This window comes from Rhizobium sp. SSA_523, from assembly GCF_030435705.1.
Taxonomy (GTDB): domain Bacteria; phylum Pseudomonadota; class Alphaproteobacteria; order Rhizobiales; family Rhizobiaceae; genus Neorhizobium.
In genome coordinates, this window is sequence record NZ_CP129382.1 from 1,419,734 (window position 1) to 1,444,086 (window position 24,353).

Consider the following 24,353-nt stretch of genomic DNA (forward strand, 5'->3'; position numbering starts at 1 on the left):
CGGGAACACGACAGAAAAATGAACAGCGGCGGCGGATTGCAAGCGATGTCGATCGGTCAAAGACTCATGACCATCGGCATATCGGCCTTTGTCGGCATCGGCGCGATTGCCGGGGTCGGATGGGTCTCTCAGGCCAATGTGGGACGGGATCTGGATCGCGTCACCGAGATCTCCGGACTTCTGGAGACGGCCAATGCACTGAAGACCGCCAATCTCGATCTCACCCTGACGGCCATGGACTTCATTGTCGACAGGCAGGCGCACAGCATCAGCGCCGAGCGAAAGGACGTGCTTTCGACAACCAGCACCGTTCTCAAGACCAATGCCGGCCGAATGGACCGGCTTGCCGCGCTGGTCGACAGACCGGATCTGACGCGCGGCCTCGACCAGGATCTGGCGCGCTCGATCGCCGCCATTACCGTCGATCTGCCGCGCCTGGTCGAGACGCAGGCCTCGGAGGCGGAATTCCATGCCATCGACGACAGGATCGATACCGGCGGCGAGCTGATCAGCGCGCGACTGGAAGAATTGACGCGCCTTGGCTCCGCCGCCCATGAAGCGTCAATAAAAAGCACAAACAATGCCCTGGCGCGGTCGGTGCTGCTGCAGGTCGCGCTGGGCGTCGCAACGCTGTCCCTGGTCGGCGCGCTTCAATATTGGCAGGGCGCCGCCATTCGCCGCAAGATCGCGACCATCCGCGCCGATCTGCAACGCATCGCCGCCGGCGATTGCGCCGAAGCCGTTCAGGGAACGCAGGGAAAAGACGAGATTTCCGATATGGCCCGGGCGGCGGAAGCGTTGCGCGTCTCCAGCCTGGAGCGGCTGGCGCTCGAACATAAGACGGCGCATGACCGCGCTGCGGTGGAAGAGGAGAGCCGGCAGCGCAGCGATCAGGAGAGGCAGGCGGCAGAGCGGCTGCGCCTGGCCACCCGGGATCTGGCGCGGGCGCTGACAAAGCTTTCGGATGGCGATCTCGGCGCCGTTCTTGCCACCCCGTTCCCGGCGGAACTGGAACCCGTGCGGGCGGATTTCAACCGCCTCACGGAAAAGCTTCAGCATACGATGCAGGAGATCAACTCGGCCTCCGCCTCCATTCAGGCCAATGCCCAGCAGATGCGCTCGGCAGCGGATGATCTTGCCCAGCGTACCGAGCAGCAGGCAGCCTCTCTGGAGGAGACCTCCGCCGCGCTGGAAGAGATCACCCGCACCGTGCGCACCGCCACCGAGCGCGCCGAGGCGGCGAGCCAGCTGGTCAGCAATGCCAAGGATTTCGCCGAACGCTCGACCACCGTCGTCGCAGATGCCATGGCCGCCATGGAACGCATCGAAGATGCCACCGGCGAGATCGGCAAGATCATCAACGTGATCGATGAGATCGCCTTCCAGACCAATCTCCTGGCGCTGAATGCCGGTGTCGAGGCGGCACGCGCCGGCGATGCCGGAAAGGGCTTTGCCGTCGTTGCCCAGGAGGTCCGCGCGCTCGCCGGCCGTGCCGCCGGCGCGGCAAAGGATATCAAGGCGCTTGTCTCGCGCTCCAGCGCCGAGGTGCAGACAGGCGTGGACCTCGTCAGGGCGACCGGTGACGCCCTGCATCGCATCGGCGATGATGTGCTGAAAATTAACGATGATGTCGGCATGATCGCCACATCAGCGCGAGAACAATCAACCGGCCTTAACGAAATCAACACCGCAATCGGGCAAATGGATCAGACCACGCAGCAGAATGCAGCCATGGTGGAACAGACCAATGCCGCCAGCCACACCCTGGCCGGCGACGCGGATAATCTCATCCGCCTGATGGGTCAGTTCCACAATCGCCACCATCCGCCGCGGCTCGCAACATCGGCCGACCGCGCAACCGGCGGCACACCCTCTCCTGCCCGCACGCTCCTTACCCGGGTGGCGGGCGCGGTACAGTCCAGCAGCCCGGCTTCCGCGGCCTCCGCCGCGTCGGCCACCAGCGAAAAATGGGAAGAGTTCTAACCATGAGCAATGCCATCAAGCAGTCCGGAGCCTATCTCGAAATCGTCTCCTTCCACCTGGGCGATCAGGAATTCTGCATCGACATCATGGCCATCCGCGAAATCCGCGGCTGGGCGCCCGTGACGCCGATGCCGCATACGCCGCCTTACGTGCTTGGGCTGATCAACCTGCGCGGCGCCGTCATTCCCGTCATCGACATGGCCTGCCGCCTAGGCATGAAGATGACGGAACCGTCCGAGCGCGCCGCCATCATCGTCACCGATATTGCCGGAAAGCTGGTCGGCCTTCTCGTCGAGCAGGTTTCGGACATGATGACGATCAAGTCGGAAGACCTGCAGCCGGCACCGGAGATCATTCCGGAAGCACAGCGCGCCTTCTGCCGCGGCATTGTCGCCCTGGAGAAGACCATGGTCTGCTTCCTGAACCTCGATACGGTGATCGCCGACGAGCTGGCCCAGGCCGCCTGAGTTCCGATCGGAAGCGCTTGACGCTATCGCTGCTGGAAGCGCCGGCCCCGGTCCTGTCGACCGGGGTCATGGCGCGTTCGCGGTCTGGAACCTCACCGCATCCGTCTATTTCGGCGCACCCTTCAGCCAGTTGACCGACTGGTTGAACAGCGGGACGGTGGAGATCGCCATCTTGGCGGAGCCATCGACGAGCTGGCGCGAATGCACCAGGTAGATCAGCGTATTGTTGGGCTTGTCATAGATCCGGTTGACGACGAGCTGCTTCCAGATCAGCGACATGCCCTGCTTGAACACTTCTTCGCCTTCCTTGGAAAGATCGATATCGCCGATCTCGATCGGACCGGTCTGGCGGCAGGCGATCGAATTGTTGGACGGGTCCTCGAACCAGTTGCCGTTCTTCAGCCGGTCCAGCATGCCGCGATCGAAATAGGTCACGTGGCAGGTCACACCCTTGACCTTCGGATCGGTCAGGGCATCAACGACAATATCATTGCCCATCCAGTCGACACCCACTTTCCCCACTTCCTCTGCATGGGCGGCGGGCAGGCTAAAGGGGACGAGCGACAGAAGGGCGGCGGTCATCAACATCAAGCGGCGCATGGGAGGCTCCTCGGCGGATCGTGTGCCTTGCAGATAAGCAGTTCGCACGCTTTTACAATGAGAGCGCAGCGTGGAGGCGTTCACCGGCGCCGCAGCGTGCAGGGCGTATAGCCGCCGGCATAGAGCTTGCCCACCGTCATGCCGATTCGCGCCGGAATCTCGGCGGCATGCCGCGCACCCAGCTGCCTGGCCATGGCCAGCGTCGCTTCCGCACAGAGAGCGGCATCCTCCGCCGCCCTGTGATGGGCGAAAACGAGGCCGAGATGCGCCGCCAGGACGTTCAACCGGTGGGACGGCAGATGCGGCCAGACGGTGCGCGCCATCTTGACGCTGCAGAGATAGGATACAGCCGGATAGGTCGTTGCATAGAGATCGAGGCAGGCGCGCCAGACGCTGAAATCGAAGGCGGCGTTATGAGCCACCATCGTCGCATCGGCGAAATCCTCGGCAAATTCATCCATGACCTCGGGAAACTCGCCGGCATCCTCGACATGCTCGGGGCGGATGCCGTGGACGGCGATGTTGAAGGAGGAGAACCGCATCTCCTTCGGGCGGATCAACCGCTCCTCGACGCGCACCACCCGCCCATCCTCGATCCAGGCAAGGCCGACGGAGCAGGCACTGGCTCTTTGCTCATTGGCGGTTTCAAAATCGATGGCAATGGTTCTCAAGCTTCTTCCTCATGACGGTTGCAAGGACCGTCTGGCGCCGCAAGCCTCATGGCTTGACCTCGATGCCGGCCTCGATGGCCGCCGCGATGAAGGCAAGCCGGGCCGCCTCCGGCGATTTCTTGCCCTTCAGCACGGCCTCGAACACGACGAGTGCCTTGTCGAGCTCCGGCCCGTCCTCGAGCGGCCAGTCCTCGATCAGCACCCAGGACGCTTCCTGCACCGTATCGATGGTCCTGAACTGGCCCGGACCCTCGAGAGCAAGCGTCACGCCCTTGTTCCAGTCTTTGCTCACGCCCCGTGTCTCCATCTTCTGCGCTTTTACGTGTCATATCCGCAATCATGCGCGCAGGCGAGCGCCAAGATGCAAGACGAACGATGCCCAGCATCCGCTCTTGACCGGTCCGTCGATTTTCGGCCTTATAGGCGCCATGATCAGAACGGCACTCCACACGCGTCTCGTGACCACCACCCGCTCCGCAGGGCGCGTGGACGATCGGCAAGCGGGTCGGCAAGAGGGTCGGCAAGACTTCATCTGATCGATCCCCACGAACCCTGCCGAGAAAGGCAGGGTCGGGATCCCCCCGCTCTGCCTCGGCCCCGCTGAAGGACAGAGGATATGCAGCAAGACCCCTCACCGATAACCCGAGACGCGAAATGGCCCGCCGGATTGACGATCCGCGCACGCCAGCCTTCCGACGCAGAGGCGATCGCCGCCCTGCACAACCTTCCGGGCTATCGCTTCGGCACTTTGCGCACGCCCTATCACAGCGCCGAGGAGATCCGCAAAGCCATCGAAAACCAACCCGCCACGGTGACGGCGCTGGTCGCCATTCTCGAAGACCGGCTCGTGGGCGATATCGGGCTGACACGCCATGGCAGTCGTCGGGCGCATAGCGGCAGTTTCGGCATGGGCGTGCATGATGCCTTTCGCGGGCGCGGCATCGGCTCGGCCTTGCTGGGGGAAATCGTGGCAATAGCGGACCGCTGGTACAATCTGAAGCGCCTGGAAATGACCGTCTATGTCGACAATCCTGCAGCCATCGCACTCTACCGGAAATTCGGCTTCGAGGTGGAAGGCACGCTTCGCCACTTCGCCTTCCGGGACGGTGAGTTCATCGATGCCTATACGATGGCGCGGCTGAAGGCGTGAATGCGCCGCCTGTCGTCGCTCCGCTCCCGGCACGCGGGGAAGCCGGCAGCGCAGCAAAAAATCCCTCTGGCCTGCAGGCCTCCAGGCTCGGATGAGCGAAGGAGATCTACTGCCGACTGCCGACTGCCGACTGCCTACTGCCGACTGCCTACTCCCCACTGCCTACTGCCGATTGCCTACTGCCGATTGCCTACTGCCTATTGCCTACTACCCGCCGATCAGGGCCAGCCACTCATCCTCGTCGAGAGTGGTGATGCCCAGTTCGCGCGCCTTGTCGAGCTTGGAACCAGCGCCGGGGCCGGCCACCAGGATATCGGTCTTCTTCGAGACCGAGCCGGAAACCTTGGCGCCCAGGCTTTCGGCGCGCGCCTTTGCCTCGTCGCGCGTGAATTTCTCCAGTGCCCCGGTGAAGACCACGGTCTTGCCGGCGACCGGGCTGCCGCTGGCGACGACCTGTTCCATCGCCTGCGGCGTCACCTCCTCCAGCAGCCGGGAGATTACTTCGATATTGCGCGGCTCCTTGAAGAATTCGACAATGGCGCGGGCCATGATCTCGCCGATACCTTCAATGGCGTTCAACTCCTCCCAGGCATCGCCGGAGAAGGAGGCTGCCTGCTGCATCGCAGTCTCGAAGACCGCATAGCTGCCATAGGCGCGCGCCAGGAGTTTTGCCGTCGTCTCGCCGACATGCCGGATGCCGAGGGCAAAGATGAAGCGATTGAGCGCGATATTGCGCCGGTTGTCGATCGATTCGAACAGCTTGCGGACGCTGACCTTGCCGAAGCCCTCGATGTTTTCGAGCTTGGCAAGCGCCGACGCCTCCTGGCGCTTCTTCAGCGTGAAAATATCCGGGGCGGTCCGGATCTGCAGCGCCGGGTCCTCTGCCTCAAAGAAGAAGTCGATCTGCTTGGCGCCGAGGCCTTCGATGTCATAGGCGTTGCGGGAGACGAAATGTTTCAGATGTTCCTTGGCCTGCGCGGAACAGACGAAACCGCCCGTGCAGCGCGTCACCGAATCGAGCCTCCCGGTCTTCTCATTGCGTTCGCGCACCGCGTGACTGCCGCAGACCGGGCATTTCTTCGGAAAGGCATAGGGCTTGGCATCGGCCGGCCGCTTGTCCAGCACCACATCCAGCACCTGCGGAATGACATCGCCGGCCCGCTGGACGATCACGGTATCGCCGATCCGGATATCGTGATCGTCGGGCCGGATACGCTCGCCCGTATTGCCGATGCCCTTGATGTAATCCTCGTTATGAAGCGTGGCATTGGTGACGACCACCCCGCCGACGGTAATCGGCGTCAACCTTGCGACGGGCGTCAGGGCGCCGGTGCGTCCCACCTGGATATCGATCTGCTCGACCGTGGTGAAGGCTTGTTCGGCCGGAAACTTGTGCGCCGTCGCCCAGCGCGGTGAGCGGGAACGAAAGCCCAGGCGCTCCTGCAGCGCAAGCTCGTCCACTTTGTAGACCACGCCGTCTATGTCGTAATCGAGATCCGGCCGCAGCAATCCGATCTCGTGGTAATGCGCGAGGATCTCTTCGGTGGAAGACAGCCGCTTCATCAACGGATTGACCGGGAAGCCCCAGCGCGCGAAGGTTTCCACCATGCCCATCTGCGTCGTGGCCGGCATGTCGGAGATTTCGCCCCAGGCATAGGCGAAGAAGCGCAGCTTGCGGCTGGCCGTGACCTTGGGATCAAGCTGGCGCAGCGAGCCGGCCGCGGTGTTGCGCGGATTGACATAGGTCTGCTTGCCCTCGGCCTCCATTTGCGCGTTGAGCGCCAGGAAGTCGCTCTTGGCCATGTAGACCTCACCGCGCACCTCCACCACATCCGGCACGCCGGCCGGAAGCCGGTTCGGAATCTCCCCGATCGTCAGAATATTGGCGGTGACATTTTCCCCGGTGGTGCCGTCACCGCGCGTCGCCCCGCTGACCAGCCTGCCCTTTTCGTACCGGATCGACATCGACAGACCGTCGATCTTCGGCTCGGCCGTGAACGCGATCGAGCTATCCGGCAGGCGGCCGAGGAAGCGATAGACCGAGCTTACGAAATCCGCCACGTCCGAATCGGAGAAGGTATTGTCCAGCGACAGCATGGGACGGGCATGGGTGACCGGCGAGAAAGTGGCGGCCGGCGCTGCCCCGACCCGCTGCGAAGGGCTGTCTTCGCGGATGAGGGCTGGAAAGCGGGCCTCGATCTCATCATTGCGACGCTTGAGCGCATCATAATCCGCGTCCGAAATCTCCGGCTTGTCGCCCTGATGGTAGAGCACGTCATGGCGGGCGATCTCCGCCGCGAGAAAGGCGAGCTCGTCCCGTGCCTCGCTTTCGGTCAGCGCGTCCACCGCTTTGCGATCATCGGCCATATGTCATACTCCATCCGCAGACTGATATGCGTCTGTAAACGAAACCGATCCGCCGCAAAATGGACATTTGGAGAAAAGGCGGTCGAATAGATCAGCCGAACACAGGGAAGAAACGCCCCGGTGCATGCCCGCTCGCACGAAGCCTCAATCTCGGCCAGAGAGCAGGCTGGCGGCCGCGGCGCGGGCTTCGTCGGTCACGGATGCGCCGGACAGCATGCGGGCGATCTCCTCGGCGCGATGCGCTGCGGACATGGTGGCGACGCGGGTCGCGATCTTGTCGGATCCGTCGCTGGCGGGTCCCTTGGAGATCAGCAAATGCGTCGCGGCACGGGCAGCAACCTGCGGCGCATGGGTCACCGAGAGCACCTGCACCGTCCGCGACAGGCGTTTCAGCCGCTGGCCGATGGCATCCGCCACCGCGCCGCCCACGCCGGTATCGATCTCGTCGAAAACAAGAGTCGGCGCCGAGCCGCGATCGGCCAGCGCCACTTTCAGCGCCAGGAGGAAACGCGACAGCTCGCCGCCGGAGGCCACCTTCATGATCGGCCCCGGACGGGTGCCGGGATTGGTCTGCACGTGGAATTCGACGGTATCGATTCCCTCGGCCGCTGCCGTTTCGGGATCTGCCGTCACATTGACCATGAAGCGGGCGCGCTCCAGCTTCAGCGCCGGCAATTCGGCCATGACCGCATCACCAAGAGCAGACGCACCGTTCTGGCGCTTCTGCGACAGGGCGCGCGCGGCCTCGTCATAGGCTGTCTTGGCATTTTCGGCGGTGCGCTGCAGCTGCCCGAGCCGCTCCTCGCCCGCATCCAGCTCTGCAAGATCGGCCACCATCTTTTCCGCCAGCGCGGGAAGCTCGGCAACCGCCACGGCATATTTGCGGGAGGCGGCGCGAAGCGCAAACAGACGCTCCTCGACCCGCTCCAGCTCCCGCGGATCGAATTCCGTCCGGCGCAGCGCCGCTTCGGCTTCCATCTGCGCATTGGAAAGATTGTCGAGCGCGGCATCCAGCAGCTGCACCGTGTCTTCGAGAAGACCGGGCGCCTCCTGGCTCTTGCGCTCCAGCCGGCGCACCAGCGAAGCGATCAGAGGCACAGGCGAAGCATTGCCGTTCAGGAAATCGCAGGCTTCGGCAATATCCCCGGCAATGCGCTCGGATTTCTGCATGCGGGCGCGATCTTCGGCCAGCTCGTCTTCCTCGCCGTCGCGCGGGCTCAAGCCTTCCAGCTCCTCCACCGAAGCGCGCAGATAATCGGCCTCGCGGGCGGCAGCCTCCACCTTGGCGCGGTGGGTCTTCAAGGCGCGCTCGGCATCCCGCCAGGTGCGGAAGAGAGCTGCGACCTGCTGGACCTCTTCCGTGAGCCCGGTAAAGGCATCGAGAAGCGTTCGGTGGGCATTGATATCGACCAGCGCACGGTCGTCATGCTGGCCGTGGATCTCCACCAGCATCTGGCCGATCTGCCGCATCATCTGCACGCTGACCGGCTGATCATTGATCGACGCTTTGGTGCGGCCATCCGCGGATTGCACGCGTCGGAAGATCAGATCACCGTCATCATCCAGCCCGTTCTCGCGCAGCAGCACTCGCGCCGGATGGGAAGCTGGAACATCGAAAACGGCCGTAACCTGCCCTTTGTCCAGCCCGTGGCGGACAAGCCCGCCATCGCCGCGCCCGCCCAGTGCAAGCGAGAGACTGTCGAGCAGGATGGATTTGCCCGCCCCCGTCTCGCCTGTCAGTACCGACAGCCCGCTTTCGAAGGAGAGGTCCAGCCGCTCGATCAGAACGATATCGCGGATCGACAACTGGATGAGCATGATCTTCCTATCAGGCGCCGAGCAGCTTGGCCCCGGCACGCGAGATCCACGATCCGCGGTTCTCACGCGGCTCGAGACCGCCGCCCTTCAAGAGTTTGTAGGAATCGGCATACCACTGGCTGTCTGGATAGTTGTGGCCCAGCACGGCCGCGGCGGTCTGCGCCTCTTCCACCACACCCATGGCATAATAGGCTTCCGTCAGGCGTGCCAGCGCCTCTTCGACCTGGTTGGTCGTGCCATATTGCTCGACCACGGTGCGGAAGCGCGAGATCCCGGCCAGATATTCCTTACGCTCAAGATAATAGCGGCCGATCTGCATTTCCTTGCCGGCAAGCTGGTCGCGGGCAAAACGGATCTTGGCCTGCGCATCCTCGACATATTCCGACTTAGGATAGTTATCGATGACCTTCTGCATGGCGTCGATCGTGTTGCGGGACGCCTTCTGGTCCTGCGTCACATCGGCAATCTGCTTGGAATAGGCAAGACCGACGAGATACTGCACATAGGCGCTGTCATCGGATGTCGGATATTGCTTCAGATAGCGATTGCCGGTGGCCACAGCCTCGTCATTGCGGCCAAGGCGATATTTCGAATAGGTGCTCATCACAAGCGCCTTGCGGCCCCATTCGGTGAACGGGTTCTGCTTGTCGATCGCATCGAATTTCCGGCTGGCCTCGGCCATGTTGCCGGCCTTCATGTTGGCCAGGCCCTGATTGTAGAGCTGCTCCGGCGGGTCGGCATTCAGGCCGAGCTTGGTGATGTCGATGTCCGGGTCCGACTGGCAGGCGGAAACCAGCATGCCGGTGCCGGCCAAAAGCAAGGATGCGACCGCGATACGCGCCGCTTTCCGCATTGCAACAGACTTCGTCTCAGTCATTCGACAGTTCCCGTTCGACAGTTCCCGTTCGACGTACCCGCTCGTCACGCGTCATTAGATCGTCCGCCAGGATTGGCGTTGTAGCCATAAAGGAAGCGGCACGGCAACGCAATGATGGCGGTTTGACGCAAATTTATGGCGGGACAGCCTTGATCCGCAAAAAGAAAAGGCCGCCTCAGGGAGACGGCCGAGTTGGACTGGAGAGTAAAGCTTCAACCGAACCAGGCAGTCAGTTCCGGCGCGTTCACCGGAACGAACTCGCGGGCCCGAACGCGCTGGCTGCGCACCGGTGCCTCGACGATCTCATAGGCGGTGCGATCGGACAGAAGCGCCTTCAGCGCCTGGGAATTCATCTTGTGGCCGCCGCGATAGGAGCGGTAGCAGCCAATGAACTGCGCCCCGGCAATCGCCAGATCGCCGACGGCATCCAGCGTCTTGTGACGGACGAATTCATCGACGAAACGCAGGCCCTCGACATTCACCACCGTATCGTCATCGGAAATGACGACGGAGTTTTCGAGCGAGGAACCCAGCGCATAACCGGCAGCCCAAAGCCGTTCGACATCGCGCATGAAGCCGAAGGTACGCGCCCGCGACAGCTCATCGCGGAAGACCTGCGCGGTGAGATCGCCCTTCCAGGACTGACGCCCGATCAGCGGCGAATCGAAATCGATCTCCACCTCGAACCGCGTGCCGTCATAGGGCCGGAACTCTGCCCAGGACGAACCCGAATCGATCCGTACCGGCTTCAGCACACGGATATAGCGGCGCTTCTCGCCCAGATTGACGATGCCCGCCTGTTCGATGGCCTCGATGAAAGGAAAGGACGAGCCGTCCATGATCGGCATTTCGGCACCATCGACCTCGACCACGACATTGTCGAGCCCAAGCGCGTAGAGCGCCGCCATGACATGTTCGATGGTGGCCACCGACCGCGACAGCGAGGTGCCGAGCACGGTGCAGAGATCGGTATTGCCGACATTGGACGAGACGGCGCGATACTCGGCCACCGAGCCATCGGCAAAGGAGCGGCTGAAGACAATGCCGGTACCGGCTTCGGCGGGCTGGAAGGTGATCGATACCGGACTGCCCGAATGCACGCCGATCCCCGACAGGGATACCGGTGTTGCGATCGTGGTTTGGAAGCCCAGAAGTCCGACAGTCATTCTTTTTGCCTTTGTCTCGCCGTCCGGCCCAACGGCCGATCCGATATTTTTGCTGCGACCGATAACCGCGATGGTATGAAAGCCGCTTTCCTTACCTTGAGTACATACGGCGGAGACCGTCCCAAACCAAATCACTGTTTCTTTCCGATTGTTACGATGATGACGATTGTCATCACTCTAACACTTCTCCGCAGCCCCATGATTATAAACGAAAACCCGGGCCTGGAACCCGGGTCTTCAATGTTACCGATGTGTAAGAATCGGCTGTTCCGTCACGTCGACTGGCGACGCAGGAAGGCCGGGATTTCCAGCTGGTCGTCCTCATGATGGCTGGCGGACGGCACTTGGCGACCGTGATCGTCCAGATTGCCGCGCCGCGGCGCATACAGGCTGGCTTCCGGCGAGAGCATGCGGCGCTGCTGCGACGCGGCGGCCGGTGCGGCCGTCATGTCGGATGCCACCGATTCTTCGTCCTCGCGGCGACCGAGCGAATTGGTGATTCGCTTCAGCAGGCCCATTGGGCCCCGCTCTTCGTGCGCTGTCTGGACCGGCTGTGCACGGCTCTCCATTTCGGCCTTCACCACCGGCGGGAAATCTTCCACGCGCGGCATGCGGACCTGCTCCGCCTGATGGCGGATGACCGGTGCGGCAGGCTCGACCGGCGCCGGTGCGACGCGGGGCATGACCTGAGCCGCCATCGGAGCCGGTGCCGCCATCGGCGTTGGCTGCGGTGCCTGGGGCGCGAAATTTGCCGCCGGCTGAGGCGCATAAGCCTGTGCGGCTGGCTGGGCATAGTTTGCCTGGATCGGCTGCGGCGCCGGTGTCATGACCGGACGCGGCATGGCCTGTTCTGCCGGGACGGCCGGTGCGGAAGGCTGGAACAGCCGGCTCTGCGGACGGAACTGCTCTTCGACCGGAGCCGGACGGCTCATGGCCGGCTGCGGTGCCGGTGCGGCCTGCTGGACAGGCTCGGCAACGGGTGCGGCCTGCGGTGCCGGAATGGAAAGTTCGCGTTCCATCGCGGCTTCCGCCTGACGGATCGTATCGGCGACGGGATCGGCCTGGACCGGCCTGGATGCCTGCATCATCGCAGGCTGAACTGCGGCCGGAGCCGAAGCAACGGCCGCGGAAGGACGGATAATCGGCTTCTGCGCCGCGCGCATCTCAGCGGCCCGAAGATCGTTTTCGGCAAGCGCGCGATCGATGCCGGTGGCGACGACGGAGACGCGGATGACGCCTTCGAGCGCTTCGTCGAAGGTGGCGCCGAGGATGATGTTGGCATCCGGATCGACTTCTTCGCGAATACGCGTTGCCGCTTCATCCACTTCGAACAGGGTGAGGTCGCGACCGCCGGTGATGGAGATCAGCAGGCCCTGGGCGCCCTTCATCGAGGTCTCGTCAAGCAGCGGATTGGCGATAGCCGCCTCTGCCGCCTGCATGGCGCGGCCCTGGCCGGACGCCTCGCCGGTGCCCATCATGGCGCGGCCCATTTCGCGCATGACCGAACGCACGTCGGCGAAATCGAGGTTGATCAGACCTTCCTTGACCATCAGATCGGTGATGCAGGCAACACCGGAATACAGGACCTGGTCGGCCATTGCGAAAGCATCGGCGAAGGTCGTCTTGTCGTTGGCAATGCGGAACAGGTTCTGGTTCGGAATGACGATCAGCGTATCGACCGACTTCTGCAGTTCCTGGATGCCCTGTTCGGCAAGCCGCATGCGACGGCCGCCTTCGAAGTGGAACGGCTTGGTCACCACGCCGACGGTCAGGATGCCCTTGCTGCGTGCGGCCTGTGCCACGACAGGTGCTGCGCCAGTGCCGGTGCCGCCGCCCATGCCGGCGGTGACGAAGCACATATGGGTGCTGGACAGGTGGTCCATGATCTCATCGAGGCACTCCTCGGCGGCCGCGCGGCCGACTTCCGGCTGCGATCCGGCGCCGAGACCCTCGGTGACCTGCACGCCCATCTGAATGATGCGCTCTGCCTTGGTCATCGTCAGGGCCTGGGCATCGGTATTGGCAACGACGAAATCGACGCCTTCCAGGCCAGCGGTGATCATGTTGTTGACAGCGTTCCCGCCGCCGCCGCCGACGCCGAAGACAGTGATCCGAGGCTTCAACTCGGTAATGTCTGGCTTTCGCAAGTTGATGGTCATGGTAACCGTTCCTTCTTTTCCAGGCCGCCTCGCCAAGCAAGCCAATTCTTAAACCTAAGCCGACACCCTTGCCCGAAGCTAAAGTGTCAGAAACTTTCCTTCAGCCATTGACCCATCCGGGCAATGCGGCCGTTACCGCTGCCGAGCGAGGCCATCAGCCCTCCCTGCCCGGCATGCGTTTCCATGTCGGCCACCTGCGGGTAGATCATCAGACCGACCGCGGTGGAAAATGCGGGTCCCTTGGCCGCTGTGGGCAGGCCGGAAACGCCCATGGGACGGCCGATCCGGACATTGCGGGCAAGGATGCGGCGCGCCGTTTCCGGCAGGCCGGTCAACTGGCTGGCGCCGCCTGTCAGGACGACGCGCTTGCCGACGATCGGGCTGAAGCCCGAGGCCTGAATCCGGTCACGGATCAGTTCCAGTGTTTCCTCCAGCCGGGCGCGGACAATGCGCGTTACGAGCGCACGCGGCACCTGGGTTGGAAGATCGCGGTCGTCTTCACCGATGGGAGGAACCGAAATCAGGTCCCGCTCGTCGGCGGCCGTGGCAATGGCGGAGCCATGCACGACCTTCATGCGTTCGGCATCCTCGATACGGGTCGAAAGCCCGCGCGCCAGATCCGTCGTCACATGGTGGCCGCCGATGCCGATCGCATCGGTATGCACCAGCTTACCCTCGGCAAAGACCGAAATGGTTGTCGTCCCGCCGCCCATGTCGATGGCGGCGCAGCCCAGCTCCACCTCGTCATCCACGAGCGCAGCCAGGCCGCTCGCATAGGGCGTCGCCACCATGCCTTCGACCGAAAGATGCGCGCGGTTGACGCAAAGCTCGATATTCTTCAGCGCCGCATGCTCCGCGGTCACGACATGCATGTCGACGCCGAGCATGTCGCCATACATGGACAAAGGATCGCGAATGCCGCGCTCGCCGTCCAGCGTGTAGCCGGTGGGCAGGGAATGCAGCACCGCGCGATCCTGCCGCAGCGATTGCTGGGCGCCGGCGGACAGCACCTTGCGCAGGTCGGACGCCATGACTTCCTGTCCGCCCAGATCGATGGTCGCGGTATAGACATCGCTGGTCAGCCGACCGGCGGACACGTTGACGATCAGGCTGTCGATGGTCAGCCCTGCCATGCGCTCCGCCGCATCCACCGCCAGCCGCACGACGCTTTCGACCGCATCGAGATCGGCCACGACGCCCGACTTGACGCCGCGCGAACGCTGATGGCCGATGCCGATGATTTCGACATTATGCGTGCGGTTGGGCAGGATCTGGCTTTCCTTGCGCGGCGTCAGCCGGCCGATCATGCAGACGATCTTGCTGGAGCCGATATCGAGCACGGAGACGACATGGGCGCGCTTCGACGGAAGCGGTTTCAGCCGCGGCAGGCCGAAGCCGGAAGAACCGAACAGAGTCATGTCTGGCTCCCCGCCTTCTTGAGTGCTTTTTCGCGCGCGGCCACGGCCTGCGCCCGACGTTCGGCCGCATCCGGCGTCAGCCTGACGGCGGTACGATCGGGCAGGCGCAGATCGATGGAGGCAATATCACGCTCCAGCACGCCTTCCTTTGCTTCGAACTCGGTCAGGAGCTTCAGCGCCTGGTCGAGATTGTCTTCCGGCAGCATGATCACGACGCCATTGCCGAGATGGAGATCCCAGCGGCGGCTTGCCACGCGGACGAAGGCCTGCACGCGGTTGCGGATATCCGGCCAGTTCGCCATTTCGTCGAGAAATTCAGTTGCATTCTTTTCCGCATCGCGGCCCACGAACAACGGCAATGAGGCGAATTTATTGTCCCGCAGAGGCGCGATCACCTGGCCGTCGCGTTCGATCAGCGACAGTTCCGAGCCATGCTGCCAGATGGCGAAGGCCTGCCGCTCGCGCAGCGCCACATCGATCGTATCCGGATAGACCTTGCGCACCTCGGCGCTTTCGACCCATGGCAGCTCGATCAGCTTGAGACGCGCCGCCTCGACATCCAGGGAGACGAGCGACGAGGTCCCGTCGAGACCGAGGAGCTGCAGGATCTCGATTTCCGAAGTCTGCGCATTGCCGGAGACGCGCACTTTCTCGATGGCGAAACCGGCCGCCGAAGTCGTTGCCTGGGCCACTTCCTCGGTATGCCCGCCAATCGACATGCCGCCGAAGCCGACAATCGCGAAGAGCGCGAAGACGCCGACCGTGCCGGTATGGGCCGGAATATGAACGCGGCCGGTCGCCAGACTGACCAGGAACCGTGCAGTGCGCCGCAGGGGCCGCGGAAGAACGACACGATCCTCCGGCGCGCCGCCGAAGCCACGGCCGGCATTTTCTTTATGCCCGCGATGCAGGCTGCTTCTTTGACCAATTAGCGAGAACACGAAGCATCCTCCACCATCCAGCGGACGAGTTCACCAAAAGAACGACCTGCATGAGCAGCCATTTCAGGCACCAGCGATGTCGGCGTCATGCCCGGCTGGGTGTTGATTTCCAGCCAGATCAGTTCGCCTTCCCCGGCTTGGGACTCATCGAAGCGGAAGTCGGACCGACTGACGCCGCGACACCCCATCGCTTGGTGCGCCTTGACGGCCAGTCTTTGAATCTTTTGGTAAATATTCGGTGAAATTTCCGCCGGGATCACATGCCTGGAGCCGCCGGCGGCATATTTTGCATCATAATCGTAAAAGCTTGCCGAAAGCGGCACGATTTCGGTGACGCCGAGCGCCTCCCCGTCCATGACGCCACAGGTGAGCTCGCGGCCGGCCACGTAGCGCTCCACCATCACGCGGTCGCCATAGCGCCAGTCGGAGGAGCCGAGCACCTGCGGCGGATGCGATTGCCCCTCGCGCACGATCACGACGCCGAAGGACGATCCCTCGCTGACCGGCTTGACGACGTAAGGCGGCTCCATCGGATGGCTGGAGCCGATCGAGCGGCGATCCAGAACCAGGCCCTGCGCGACGGGAATATCGGCGGCGGCCGCAACCGATTTGGCACGGCCCTTGTCCATGGCCAGAGCAGAGGCGAGAACGCCGGAATGGGTATAGGGAATTTCCAGATATTCCAGGATGCCCTGGATACTGCCGTCTTCGCCGAAAGGCCCGTGCAGGGCGTTGAACGCGACATCCGGGCGCAGATCCGAAAGGACAGCCGCCACATTGCGATCGACATCGATGCGCGTGACGCGAAATCCTTCGGCCTCCAGCGCCTCGGCGCAGGCCTTGCCGGACGACAGGCTGACCGGACGCTCTGACGAGAGCCCACCCATCAATACCGCCACATGCTTGCCACTCATCGAACGCTCCTTGAATACCCGCCCGGTACGAAACCGCGCTTGCGCCAAACTGATTCCCGCGCAGGTTTATTAGAGCCCGAACATGGTTAATGAATCGTTTACTTTGGTTAACCCCTTAAGGGGATTTCGCGCGAGATGCGGGTGATAGCGGCCCGGCTTGATGGAGTGCACGAGGACGCTGAATCAGATTCAGAGCATAAAAAAGGCCCGCCAAGTCATTGAGACTGCGGGCCGATCAGGGCTCTTGAAAGATCTTACTCGCCAGGATGCAGGTTCGATCTGTGGCGATCCCGCAATGCCTGAATACCGATCAGTGCACCGACCGCTACGACAATCAGCACAGGCAATCCGTAGAGATAGAAAACAGCGACAGCATTCATGGCTCAAGCCTCTTCAACACGTACCGCACCATCAAATGTAGGATGAGGGCTGCCAGAAGCCAATTCACCGTCGAAAATATCAGGCTCAGCGACCAGAACGGGATTGTCGTGGTTCCCGATAGCGAAACGAGCGGCGTGATGAAACCAACCACCACGCAGGCCGTCGACAACCGATCAATCGCCGCCGCACTCAGTTTTGCTCGCTCATTGCGGACAAGAACCTGCTTGCGCGAGTTCATCCCCTGCCCCCTCCGCTACGGCACCGTTACGCCATGAAACGGCTTGATCTCGCGACCGGGCATGAAGATGCCGAGGCGCTTGATTTCCCATTCCAGCTTGATCCCGGAGGTCTCGAAGACCCGCTGGCGCACCAGCTCGCCCAGATATTCGAGGTCATAGCCGGTGGCATGGCCGATATTGATCATGAAATTGCAGTGCAGCGAGGACATCTGTGCGCCGCCATTCATCAGGCCGCGGCACCCGGCCTCGTCGATGAGTTCCCAGGCGGAATGGCCGGGCGGATTCTTGAAGGTCGAGCCGCCGGTCTTTTCCTTTACCGGCTGCACCGTCTCGCGGTGATGGCGCACGGCGTCCATTTCCGCCCGGATCTTGGCCCGGTCATCCTCATAGCCTTCGAAAACGGCATGGGTGAAGATCAGGTCGGCCGATGCGGCGGAATGGCGATAGCTATAGCCCATCTGCTCGGTGGTCAGAACGTGGCGCTCGCCCTTCCGGTCGACGGCATGCACTTCGACGACGCGCGCCGCGGTCTCGCCGCCATTGGCACCGGCATTCATCCGCAAGGCGCCGCCGATCGAGCCGGGAATGCCGTAATAGAAGGCGAAGCCGCCGATCCCGTTATCCATGGCCATCGCGGCGATATATTTGTCCGGGCAGATGGCACCGGCCATGATTTTCCGCTCGCCCGCAAGCTCCAGCTGGCCGAAACCCTTGGCCGAGAGCCGCAGCACAACGCCCGGAATGCCGCCATCGCGCACCAGAAGGTTGGAACCGACGCCGACCACGGTCAGCGGCACTTCTTCCGGCAGAAGCTTCAGGAAGGTCACCAGGTCATCGATGTCATGCGGCTGGAACATCAGTTCGGCCAGGCCGCCGGCCTGGAACCAGGTCACCCGTTCCATGGGCGCATCCGGCGTCAGCCGTCCCCGCACCGCACTCACACCAGGCCCCAGAGAGGCCAGCAGCTTTTCCCCATTCACCTGCTTCATGAACTCTGTCCTGATATGCTTTCCAGATCCGTGGGCAAAGACGCCGCCCATTGCGTGATATTGCCAGCCCCCAGCAGAACCACAAAATCACCCGGCTTTGCAATGCCGGCGATCATGTCGGCGAGACCCGCCGGGCTCTCGATATAGCGCACGTCGCGGTGACCGCCGGCCCGGATGCGCGATGCCAGGATCTCCGAACTGATCCCGTCGATCGGCTCCTCGCCCGCGGCATAGACGGGCGACAGGATAATGCTGTCGGCATCGTTGAAACAGGTGACGAAATCCTCGAACAGGCTCGACAGGCGCGAATAGCGATGCGGCTGATGCACGGCGATGACGCGGCCCTGGCAGCTTTCGCGCGCCGCCTTCAGCACCGCCTTGATCTCGACCGGGTGATGGCCGTAATCGTCGAAGACAGATACGCCGTTCCAGGTTCCGGTTAAGGTGAAGCGCCGCTTGACGCCGCCGAAAGAGGCCAGCCCCTTGCGGATCCCTTCTTCCGAAATGCCCAATCGATTGGCGACCGCGATGGCCGCCGTCGCGTTCGATATATTGTGCCGGCCGGGCATGGGCAGGCTGAGATCGGTAAAGGTGAAGACGCGCCCTGTCCGGCGCCGGCGAATCTCGACATCGAAGATCGACCGCGTGCCTTCCATGCGGACATTATAGAATCGCGCATCCGCTTGCGGATTTTCGCCATAGGTCACGATCTTGCGGTCCTCGATCCGGCCGACCAGCGTCTGCACTTCCGGATGATCGATGCACAGGACGCCGAAGCCGTAGAAGGGCACATTCTCGACGAACTGACGGAAGGCGCTGCGCACCGCATCGAAGCTGCCGTAATGATCGAGATGTTCCGGATCGATATTGGTCACCACCGCGACATCGGCGGGAAGCTTCAGGAAGGTACCGTCCGATTCGTCCGCCTCCACCACCATCCACTCGCCCTCGCCCATGCGGGCATTGGTGCCATAGGCATTGATGATGCCGCCATTGATGACCGTCGGATCGAGACCGCCCGCATCGAGCAGCGTCGCGATCATCGACGTGGTCGTTGTCTTGCCATGCGTGCCGCCGATCGCGATCGCGTTGCGGAAACGCATCAGCTCGGCCAGCATTTCGGCGCGGCGCACGATCGGCAGAGACCGTTCACGTGCGGCCATCAGCTCCGGATTGCTTTTCTTGATCGCCGTCGAGACGACGACCACTTCGGCCTCGCCCAGGTTTTCAGCCTGATGTCCGACGAAGACCGGAATACCCTTGTCGCGCAGGCGCTGCACATTGGCGCCATCGGACTGGTCCGATCCCTGCACGCGGTGACCGAGATTGTGCAAGACCTCGGCAATGCCGCTCATGCCGATGCCGCCGATCCCGATGAAATGAACGAGGCCGATCGCCTTCGGCATTTTCATCATGCAACTCCCTTGAGATTCGAAATGCTTTGTCTCTCGGCAATAGCGACAACCATGTCTGCGAGCAAGGCCGTGGCGTTCGGCCGGCCGGCCTGTCTGGCAGCCTCCGCCATGGCAGCCAGCCGGTCCGGCTCGCGCATGGCCGACAAGATCATGGCCGACAGCCGTTCAGGGCTGAGCTTGGCCTGCGCGATGACCTCGGCGCCGCCGACCTTGACCAGCGCCGCGGCATTGGCCGCCTGATCATGATCGAGCGCGAAAGGATAAGGCACGAGAATGGCGGGACGGCCGATGACGGAGATTTCCGATACGGTGGAAGCGCCCGACCGGCTGAGGATCAGATGGGCTGCCGCCATACGCTCGGCCATATCGGTGAAGAACGGCGCAATGTCGGCCGACAAATGCAATTTCGCGGCGCAGGAATCCACCTGCTCGCGGTCTTCCGGGCGGGCCTGCAGGGTCAGCCGCAGCCGCGCCCGCGCCTCCTCCGGCAGGAGCGCCACGGCTGTGGGAACCGTGCGGGCGAAAAATTGCGCGCCCTGGCTGCCGCCGAAAACCACCAGACGGAAGGACTCGCCATCCCGCGAGGCCTGATAGGGAGTGGCGGCCGCAGCCAGCACGGCCGGACGAACCGGATTGCCGGTCATAATCGTCTTGGCGGCATGCGGACCACTGTCATCCGCCAGAAAGCCTCCGGCAATCGCCTGGACGCGTGAGGCGAGCGCCCGATTGGCGCGGCCCATCACGGCATTCTGCTCGTGGATCATGCTCGGCACGCCGAGACCCGTTGCCGCGAGCAGAGGCGGCACGGTGGGATAGCCGCCGAAGCCGATGACCGCCTGCGGCTTCAGCCTTGCGATCAGCCGGCGGGCGGCGCGCATGCCGGTCCAGAGCGTCCACAGGGAGCGCGCCACGGCCACCGGGTTCTTCGACCCGAAGGTGGCCGACGGCACGATATGCACCTCATCGGCCGGGAAACCGCCGGCGAAACGCTCGGCGCGCTTGTCGGTGATGAGATGGACGGCATAGCCGCGCCGGCGCAATTCGTGACCGAGCGCTTCTGCCGGAAAAAGATGGCCGCCGGTTCCCCCGGCGGCGAGCATGATCAACCCTGTGCTCATGACGAGATTACTCCGCGGGAATGCCGTGCGAGATGCGGAAGAGGCTGCGCTCCTGGGCGCGTTTCTCGGGTCTGTGGCGGGTGAGCGCCAGGATGAAACCGGCGGTGATGCAGATCGCGATCATCGAGGAGCCACCATAGGAAATCAGCGGCAGCGTCATGCCCTTGGCGGGCATCAGTTCGAGATTGACGCCGATATTGATCATCGACTGGATGCCGATCTGCAGGACCAGGCCCGCGACGGCAAACCGGTTGAAATCATTGCGTTCCCGATAGGCAAGGCTGAGGCCGCGGATGACGATGAAGGCGAAGATGGCTACCAGGGTCATGCAGAAGATGATGCCGAACTCTTCGGCTGCCACCGAGAAGATGAAATCGGTATGGCTGTCCGGCAGGATGCGCTTGACCACGCCCTCGCCGGGACCCTGGCCGAACCAGCTGCCGCGGATGATGGCTTCACGCGCCGTATCCACCTGGAACGTATCGCCCTCGCCGGTCATGAAACGGTCGATACGGCCCGCCACGTGCGGGAAGACGTAGTAGGCCGAGACGAGCCCGCCGGCGCCGAGGCCGCCAAGCAGGATGATCCACAGCCAAGGCATGCCGGCCATGAAGAACATCGAGCCCCAGACCGCGCTGGTCAGGATCGTCTGGCCGAGATCCGGCTGCGCCACCAGCAGTGCGCCGACAATGCCGAACAGGATGATGGCGAACAGATTGCCGGGGATCTCCGGCTGGCGCGCGTGTTCGGCAAACAGCCAGGCGCAGACGACGACAAAGGCCGGCTTCATGAACTCCGAAGGCTGCAGGCCGAAGCTGCCGATATTGAACCAGCGGCGGGAGCCCTTGATTTCCACCCCGAAGAACAGGGCGAGCACCATCATCACGATCGACGCGACCAGAATGATCACTGCGGCGCGGCGCACCTGGCGCGGGCTGAGGAAGGACAGGCCGATCATCACAAGCAGCGACGGCAGGAGGAAGATTGCGTGCTTTTCCACGAAGTAGAAGCTCGACAGGCCGATGCGTTCGGCCACCGGCGGCGATGCCGCGAAGGAGAGCATGAAGCCGAGCCCCATCAGCAGGACGAAGGTCGCCAGGAAGAAGCGATCGATCGTCCAGAACCAATCCGCCAGCGCTCCGCGGTCCGCCCGACTTACCATGTCATATCCCCTGTTCCGGTGCCACGAGCATCGCGACCCCCTGAAGTTCTGCCACGCGCGAAACGAAGGCTTCGCCACGGACCTCGAAATTGCGGAATTGATCGAAGCTTGCACAGGCCGGCGATAACATCACCACAACGTCCTCTCCAGCGGCCTGAGCATCGGCGCTGGCGTGAGCCACGGCCTTGTCAAGCGTGCCGGAAATTTCGAAGGCGACACTCTCGCCAAGCGTTGCGGCAAATTCAGGCGCCGCTTCTCCGATCAAATACGCCTTGACGATACGCGGGAAGAGTGGCGCGAGGCTTGCGATGCCGCCGGCCTTCGGCAATCCGCCGGCAATCCAGTAGATCCTGTCATAGCTGGACAGCGCCGGCGCCGCCGCATCGGCATTGGTCGCCTTGGAATCATTGATGAAGGTCACGCGGCCGAGCCGGCCGACAGGCTGCATGCGATGTTTCAGGCCGGGGAAGCTTGCAAGGCCGCTGCGGATGTCTTCCGCCGTCAGACCGACCGCAAGGCAGGCCGCGATGGCGGCCGCCGCGTTCTGCGCATTGTGCCCGCCCTTCAGCGTATCGATGCCCGCCAGGTCGGCGATCTGGGTTGCCGCGCCCTGCTCCGCCATCATGATCCGGGCGCCTTCAGCGTAAAATCCGTCAGCCACCACATTGCGCCGCGAGATGCGCTTGACACGCACCCCGGCCCGCTCGATGCGGTCGGCAATCAGGGTGCAATAGCTATCGTCCACGCCGACGATGGCAATGCCGGCGCCCGCCACCAGACGTTCCTTCACATCCGCGTAATGCTGCATGGTGCCGTGCCGGTCGAGGTGATCCGGCGTCAGGTTGAGGAGGATGCCGGCGCTGGGATTGATCGTCGGGGCAAGGTCGATCTGGTAGGATGAACATTCCACCACGTAAAAACGCTCTGGCGCCGGCGGATCGAGCGTCAGCACCGCGGTGCCGATATTGCCTCCGAGCTGCGTATCGCGGCCGCTGGCCTTCAGGATATGGGCAATCAGCGCGGTCGTCGTCGACTTGCCATTGGTCCCGGTAATGGCGATGAAGGGGCAATCGGGCGCATGGGCGCGCCGCTCGCGCACGAAAAGCTCCACGTCGCCGATGATGTCGACCCCGTGGGCGCGGGCCAGATCGGCGCTCCAATGCGGCTTCGGATGCGTGAGCGGAACCCCCGGCGACAGGACAAAGGCGGCCTGGGCCGGCCAGTCGATCTCACGCAGGTCGCGGGTGGGAATATCCGCAAGGCGGGCTTTTTCGACGCTGTCGGGATTGTCGTCCCAGGCGGTGACCTCCGCGCCGCCGGCGACCAGAGCCCGGGCCGTGGCCAGGCCAGAGCCGCCGAGCCCGAAAAGTGCGACCTTCCTGCCCGAAAATGTGGTGACCGGGATCATCGTATCACCGCAGCTTCAGCGTCGAGAGGCCGAGCATGGCCAGACCGACCGCAATGATCCAGAAACGGATGACGACCTGGCTTTCGGTCCAGCCGAGTTTTTCGAAGTGATGATGGATCGGCGCCATCAGGAAGACGCGTCGGCCGGTAAGCTTAAAGAAGCCCACCTGGATGATGACCGACAGGGTTTCCATGACGAAAAGTCCGCCGATGATGGCCATGACGATTTCATGCTTGGTGGCGACCGCGACGGAGCCGATCAGGCCGCCGAGCGCCAGCGATCCCGTATCCCCCATGAAGATGGCGGCAGGCGGCGCATTGAACCACAGGAAGCCGAGACCCGCACCGATGACGGCCCCGAGAATGACCGCGAGTTCGCCGGTGCCGGGCACAAAGTTGATCTGCAGATAGCCGGCAAAGACCGCATTGCCGGAAAGATAGGCGATGACGCCGAAGGAGACGGCGGCGATCATCACCGGCACGATGGCGAGCCCGTCAAGGCCATCCGTCAGGTTGACCGCATTGCCGGCCGCGACGATCACGAAGCCGCCGAAGAGAACGAAGAAGATCCCCAGATTGAGCAGCAGGTCCTTGAAGAAGGGAAAGGCGACCGATGTGCCGAGCGCCGAACCGGGCGGACTATTGGCCACCGAAACGCGCATCATGAAATAGACCGCGATTGCGGCGATGACGAATTCGATGCCCAGACGCGCCTTGCCGGAAAAGCCCTTCTCCGTCTGCTTCGTCACCTTCAGATAGTCGTCGTAGAAGCCGATGGCGCCGAAGCCGAGCGTCACCAGCAGGGTGGCCACCACATAGACATTGGACAGATCGGCCCAGAGCAGCGAGCCGCCGACAATGCCGGTGAGGATCATCAGGCCCCCCATGGTCGGCGTTCCGGCCTTCTTGAAATGCGTCTGCGGCCCGTCGGCGCGGATCGGCTGGCCCTTGCCCTGGCGGATGCGCAGGGAGGCGATCATGCGCGGCCCGAACAGGAAGACGATCAGCGCGGAGGTGAACAGCGCGGCCCCTGTCCGGAACGTGATGTAGCGGAAGAGGTTGAAAATCTGAAAGCTATTTGCCAGCTCGACAAGCCAGATCAGCATGTTTG

At 63.1% G+C, this 24,353-nt stretch carries 21 protein-coding genes; 3 read left to right on the plus strand and 18 right to left on the minus strand.

Going from position 1 to position 24,353, the window contains the following annotated elements; all coding sequences use genetic code 11:
- Window positions 1-45: 45 nt before the first annotated feature.
- Both QTJ18_RS15275 and QTJ18_RS15280 read left to right on the plus strand, forming a co-directional pair.
- A complete protein-coding gene (locus QTJ18_RS15275; protein WP_252751046.1) occupies window positions 46-1,983 on the plus strand; it encodes a methyl-accepting chemotaxis protein in 1,938 nt (645 codons plus the stop codon).
- A gap of 2 nt (window positions 1,984-1,985) precedes the next feature.
- Window positions 1,986-2,450, plus strand: coding sequence for a chemotaxis protein CheW (locus tag QTJ18_RS15280; protein WP_062554154.1), 465 nt, complete (start codon window positions 1,986-1,988; stop codon window positions 2,448-2,450).
- Window positions 2,451-2,555: 105 nt separating this feature from the next.
- Here QTJ18_RS15280 and QTJ18_RS15285 read toward each other — a convergent pair whose 3' ends face one another.
- The 3 genes from QTJ18_RS15285 to QTJ18_RS15295 form a co-directional block, all read right to left on the minus strand.
- A complete protein-coding gene (locus tag QTJ18_RS15285) occupies window positions 2,556-3,050 on the minus strand; it encodes a CreA family protein (protein ID WP_252751047.1) in 495 nt (164 codons plus the stop codon).
- A gap of 80 nt (window positions 3,051-3,130) precedes the next feature.
- The gene (locus QTJ18_RS15290) at window positions 3,131-3,721 is read right to left on the minus strand and encodes a 3'-5' exonuclease (protein ID WP_252751048.1); all 591 of its coding nucleotides are present in this window, start codon (window positions 3,719-3,721) and stop codon (window positions 3,131-3,133) included.
- Window positions 3,722-3,767: 46 nt separating this feature from the next.
- The gene (locus QTJ18_RS15295) at window positions 3,768-4,013 is read right to left on the minus strand and encodes a DUF982 domain-containing protein (RefSeq protein WP_252751049.1); all 246 of its coding nucleotides are present in this window, start codon (window positions 4,011-4,013) and stop codon (window positions 3,768-3,770) included.
- Between the two features lie 324 nt (window positions 4,014-4,337).
- Here QTJ18_RS15295 and QTJ18_RS15300 point away from each other — a divergent pair, with 324 nt between their 5' ends.
- The gene (locus QTJ18_RS15300) at window positions 4,338-4,871 is read left to right on the plus strand and encodes a GNAT family N-acetyltransferase (protein WP_252751050.1); all 534 of its coding nucleotides are present in this window, start codon (window positions 4,338-4,340) and stop codon (window positions 4,869-4,871) included.
- A gap of 207 nt (window positions 4,872-5,078) precedes the next feature.
- On the opposite strand, the gene ligA is transcribed toward QTJ18_RS15300, so the two are convergent.
- The 15 genes from ligA to mraY form a co-directional block, all read right to left on the minus strand.
- Window positions 5,079-7,238 carry an NAD-dependent DNA ligase LigA gene (gene ligA / locus QTJ18_RS15305; RefSeq protein WP_252751051.1) on the minus strand — a complete coding sequence of 720 codons (2,160 nt, stop codon included), beginning with the start codon at window positions 7,236-7,238 and terminating at the stop codon, window positions 5,079-5,081.
- Window positions 7,239-7,382: 144 nt separating this feature from the next.
- On the minus strand, window positions 7,383-9,056 hold the full coding sequence (recN, locus tag QTJ18_RS15310; protein ID WP_252751052.1) for a DNA repair protein RecN: 1,674 nt from the start codon (window positions 9,054-9,056) through the stop codon (window positions 7,383-7,385).
- A 10-nt stretch (window positions 9,057-9,066) separates the two neighbouring features.
- Window positions 9,067-9,909, minus strand: coding sequence for an outer membrane protein assembly factor BamD (locus QTJ18_RS15315; RefSeq protein WP_252751348.1), 843 nt, complete (start codon window positions 9,907-9,909; stop codon window positions 9,067-9,069).
- A gap of 236 nt (window positions 9,910-10,145) precedes the next feature.
- Window positions 10,146-11,099 (minus strand): UDP-3-O-acyl-N-acetylglucosamine deacetylase, encoded by a 954-nt coding sequence (lpxC, locus tag QTJ18_RS15320; protein WP_252751053.1) that lies wholly within the window; start codon window positions 11,097-11,099, stop codon window positions 10,146-10,148.
- A 272-nt stretch (window positions 11,100-11,371) separates the two neighbouring features.
- Window positions 11,372-13,258 carry a cell division protein FtsZ gene (gene ftsZ / locus QTJ18_RS15325; RefSeq protein ID WP_252751054.1) on the minus strand — a complete coding sequence of 629 codons (1,887 nt, stop codon included), beginning with the start codon at window positions 13,256-13,258 and terminating at the stop codon, window positions 11,372-11,374.
- An 86-nt stretch (window positions 13,259-13,344) separates the two neighbouring features.
- The gene (gene ftsA, locus QTJ18_RS15330) at window positions 13,345-14,676 is read right to left on the minus strand and encodes a cell division protein FtsA (protein ID WP_252751055.1); all 1,332 of its coding nucleotides are present in this window, start codon (window positions 14,674-14,676) and stop codon (window positions 13,345-13,347) included.
- On the minus strand, window positions 14,673-15,587 hold the full coding sequence (locus QTJ18_RS15335; RefSeq protein WP_252751349.1) for a cell division protein FtsQ/DivIB: 915 nt from the start codon (window positions 15,585-15,587) through the stop codon (window positions 14,673-14,675). Before QTJ18_RS15335 ends, ftsA begins: the two co-directional genes overlap by 4 nt.
- 17 nt (window positions 15,588-15,604) lie before the next feature.
- Window positions 15,605-16,531 (minus strand): D-alanine--D-alanine ligase, encoded by a 927-nt coding sequence (locus tag QTJ18_RS15340; RefSeq protein ID WP_252751056.1) that lies wholly within the window; start codon window positions 16,529-16,531, stop codon window positions 15,605-15,607.
- 376 nt (window positions 16,532-16,907) lie between these two features.
- Window positions 16,908-17,150 (minus strand): hypothetical protein, encoded by a 243-nt coding sequence (locus tag QTJ18_RS15345; protein ID WP_252751057.1) that lies wholly within the window; start codon window positions 17,148-17,150, stop codon window positions 16,908-16,910.
- A 15-nt stretch (window positions 17,151-17,165) separates the two neighbouring features.
- A complete protein-coding gene (gene murB, locus QTJ18_RS15350) occupies window positions 17,166-18,140 on the minus strand; it encodes a UDP-N-acetylmuramate dehydrogenase (protein ID WP_252751058.1) in 975 nt (324 codons plus the stop codon).
- Window positions 18,137-19,552 carry a UDP-N-acetylmuramate--L-alanine ligase gene (murC, locus tag QTJ18_RS15355; RefSeq protein WP_252751350.1) on the minus strand — a complete coding sequence of 472 codons (1,416 nt, stop codon included), beginning with the start codon at window positions 19,550-19,552 and terminating at the stop codon, window positions 18,137-18,139. Before murC ends, murB begins: the two co-directional genes overlap by 4 nt.
- On the minus strand, window positions 19,552-20,673 hold the full coding sequence (gene murG, locus QTJ18_RS15360) for an undecaprenyldiphospho-muramoylpentapeptide beta-N-acetylglucosaminyltransferase (RefSeq protein WP_252751059.1): 1,122 nt from the start codon (window positions 20,671-20,673) through the stop codon (window positions 19,552-19,554). Before murG ends, murC begins: the two co-directional genes overlap by 1 nt.
- A 7-nt stretch (window positions 20,674-20,680) precedes the next feature.
- Window positions 20,681-21,835: a putative lipid II flippase FtsW gene (gene ftsW, locus QTJ18_RS15365; RefSeq protein WP_252751060.1), complete on the minus strand. Its 1,155-nt coding sequence runs from the start codon at window positions 21,833-21,835 to the stop codon at window positions 20,681-20,683.
- A 1-nt stretch (window position 21,836) separates the two neighbouring features.
- Entirely contained in the window at window positions 21,837-23,243 is a 1,407-nt protein-coding gene (gene murD, locus QTJ18_RS15370) for a UDP-N-acetylmuramoyl-L-alanine--D-glutamate ligase (RefSeq protein ID WP_252751061.1), read from the minus strand.
- A gap of 4 nt (window positions 23,244-23,247) precedes the next feature.
- Entirely contained in the window at window positions 23,248-24,348 is a 1,101-nt protein-coding gene (mraY, locus tag QTJ18_RS15375) for a phospho-N-acetylmuramoyl-pentapeptide-transferase (RefSeq protein ID WP_252751062.1), read from the minus strand.
- Between the last annotated feature and the right edge of the window lie 5 nt (window positions 24,349-24,353).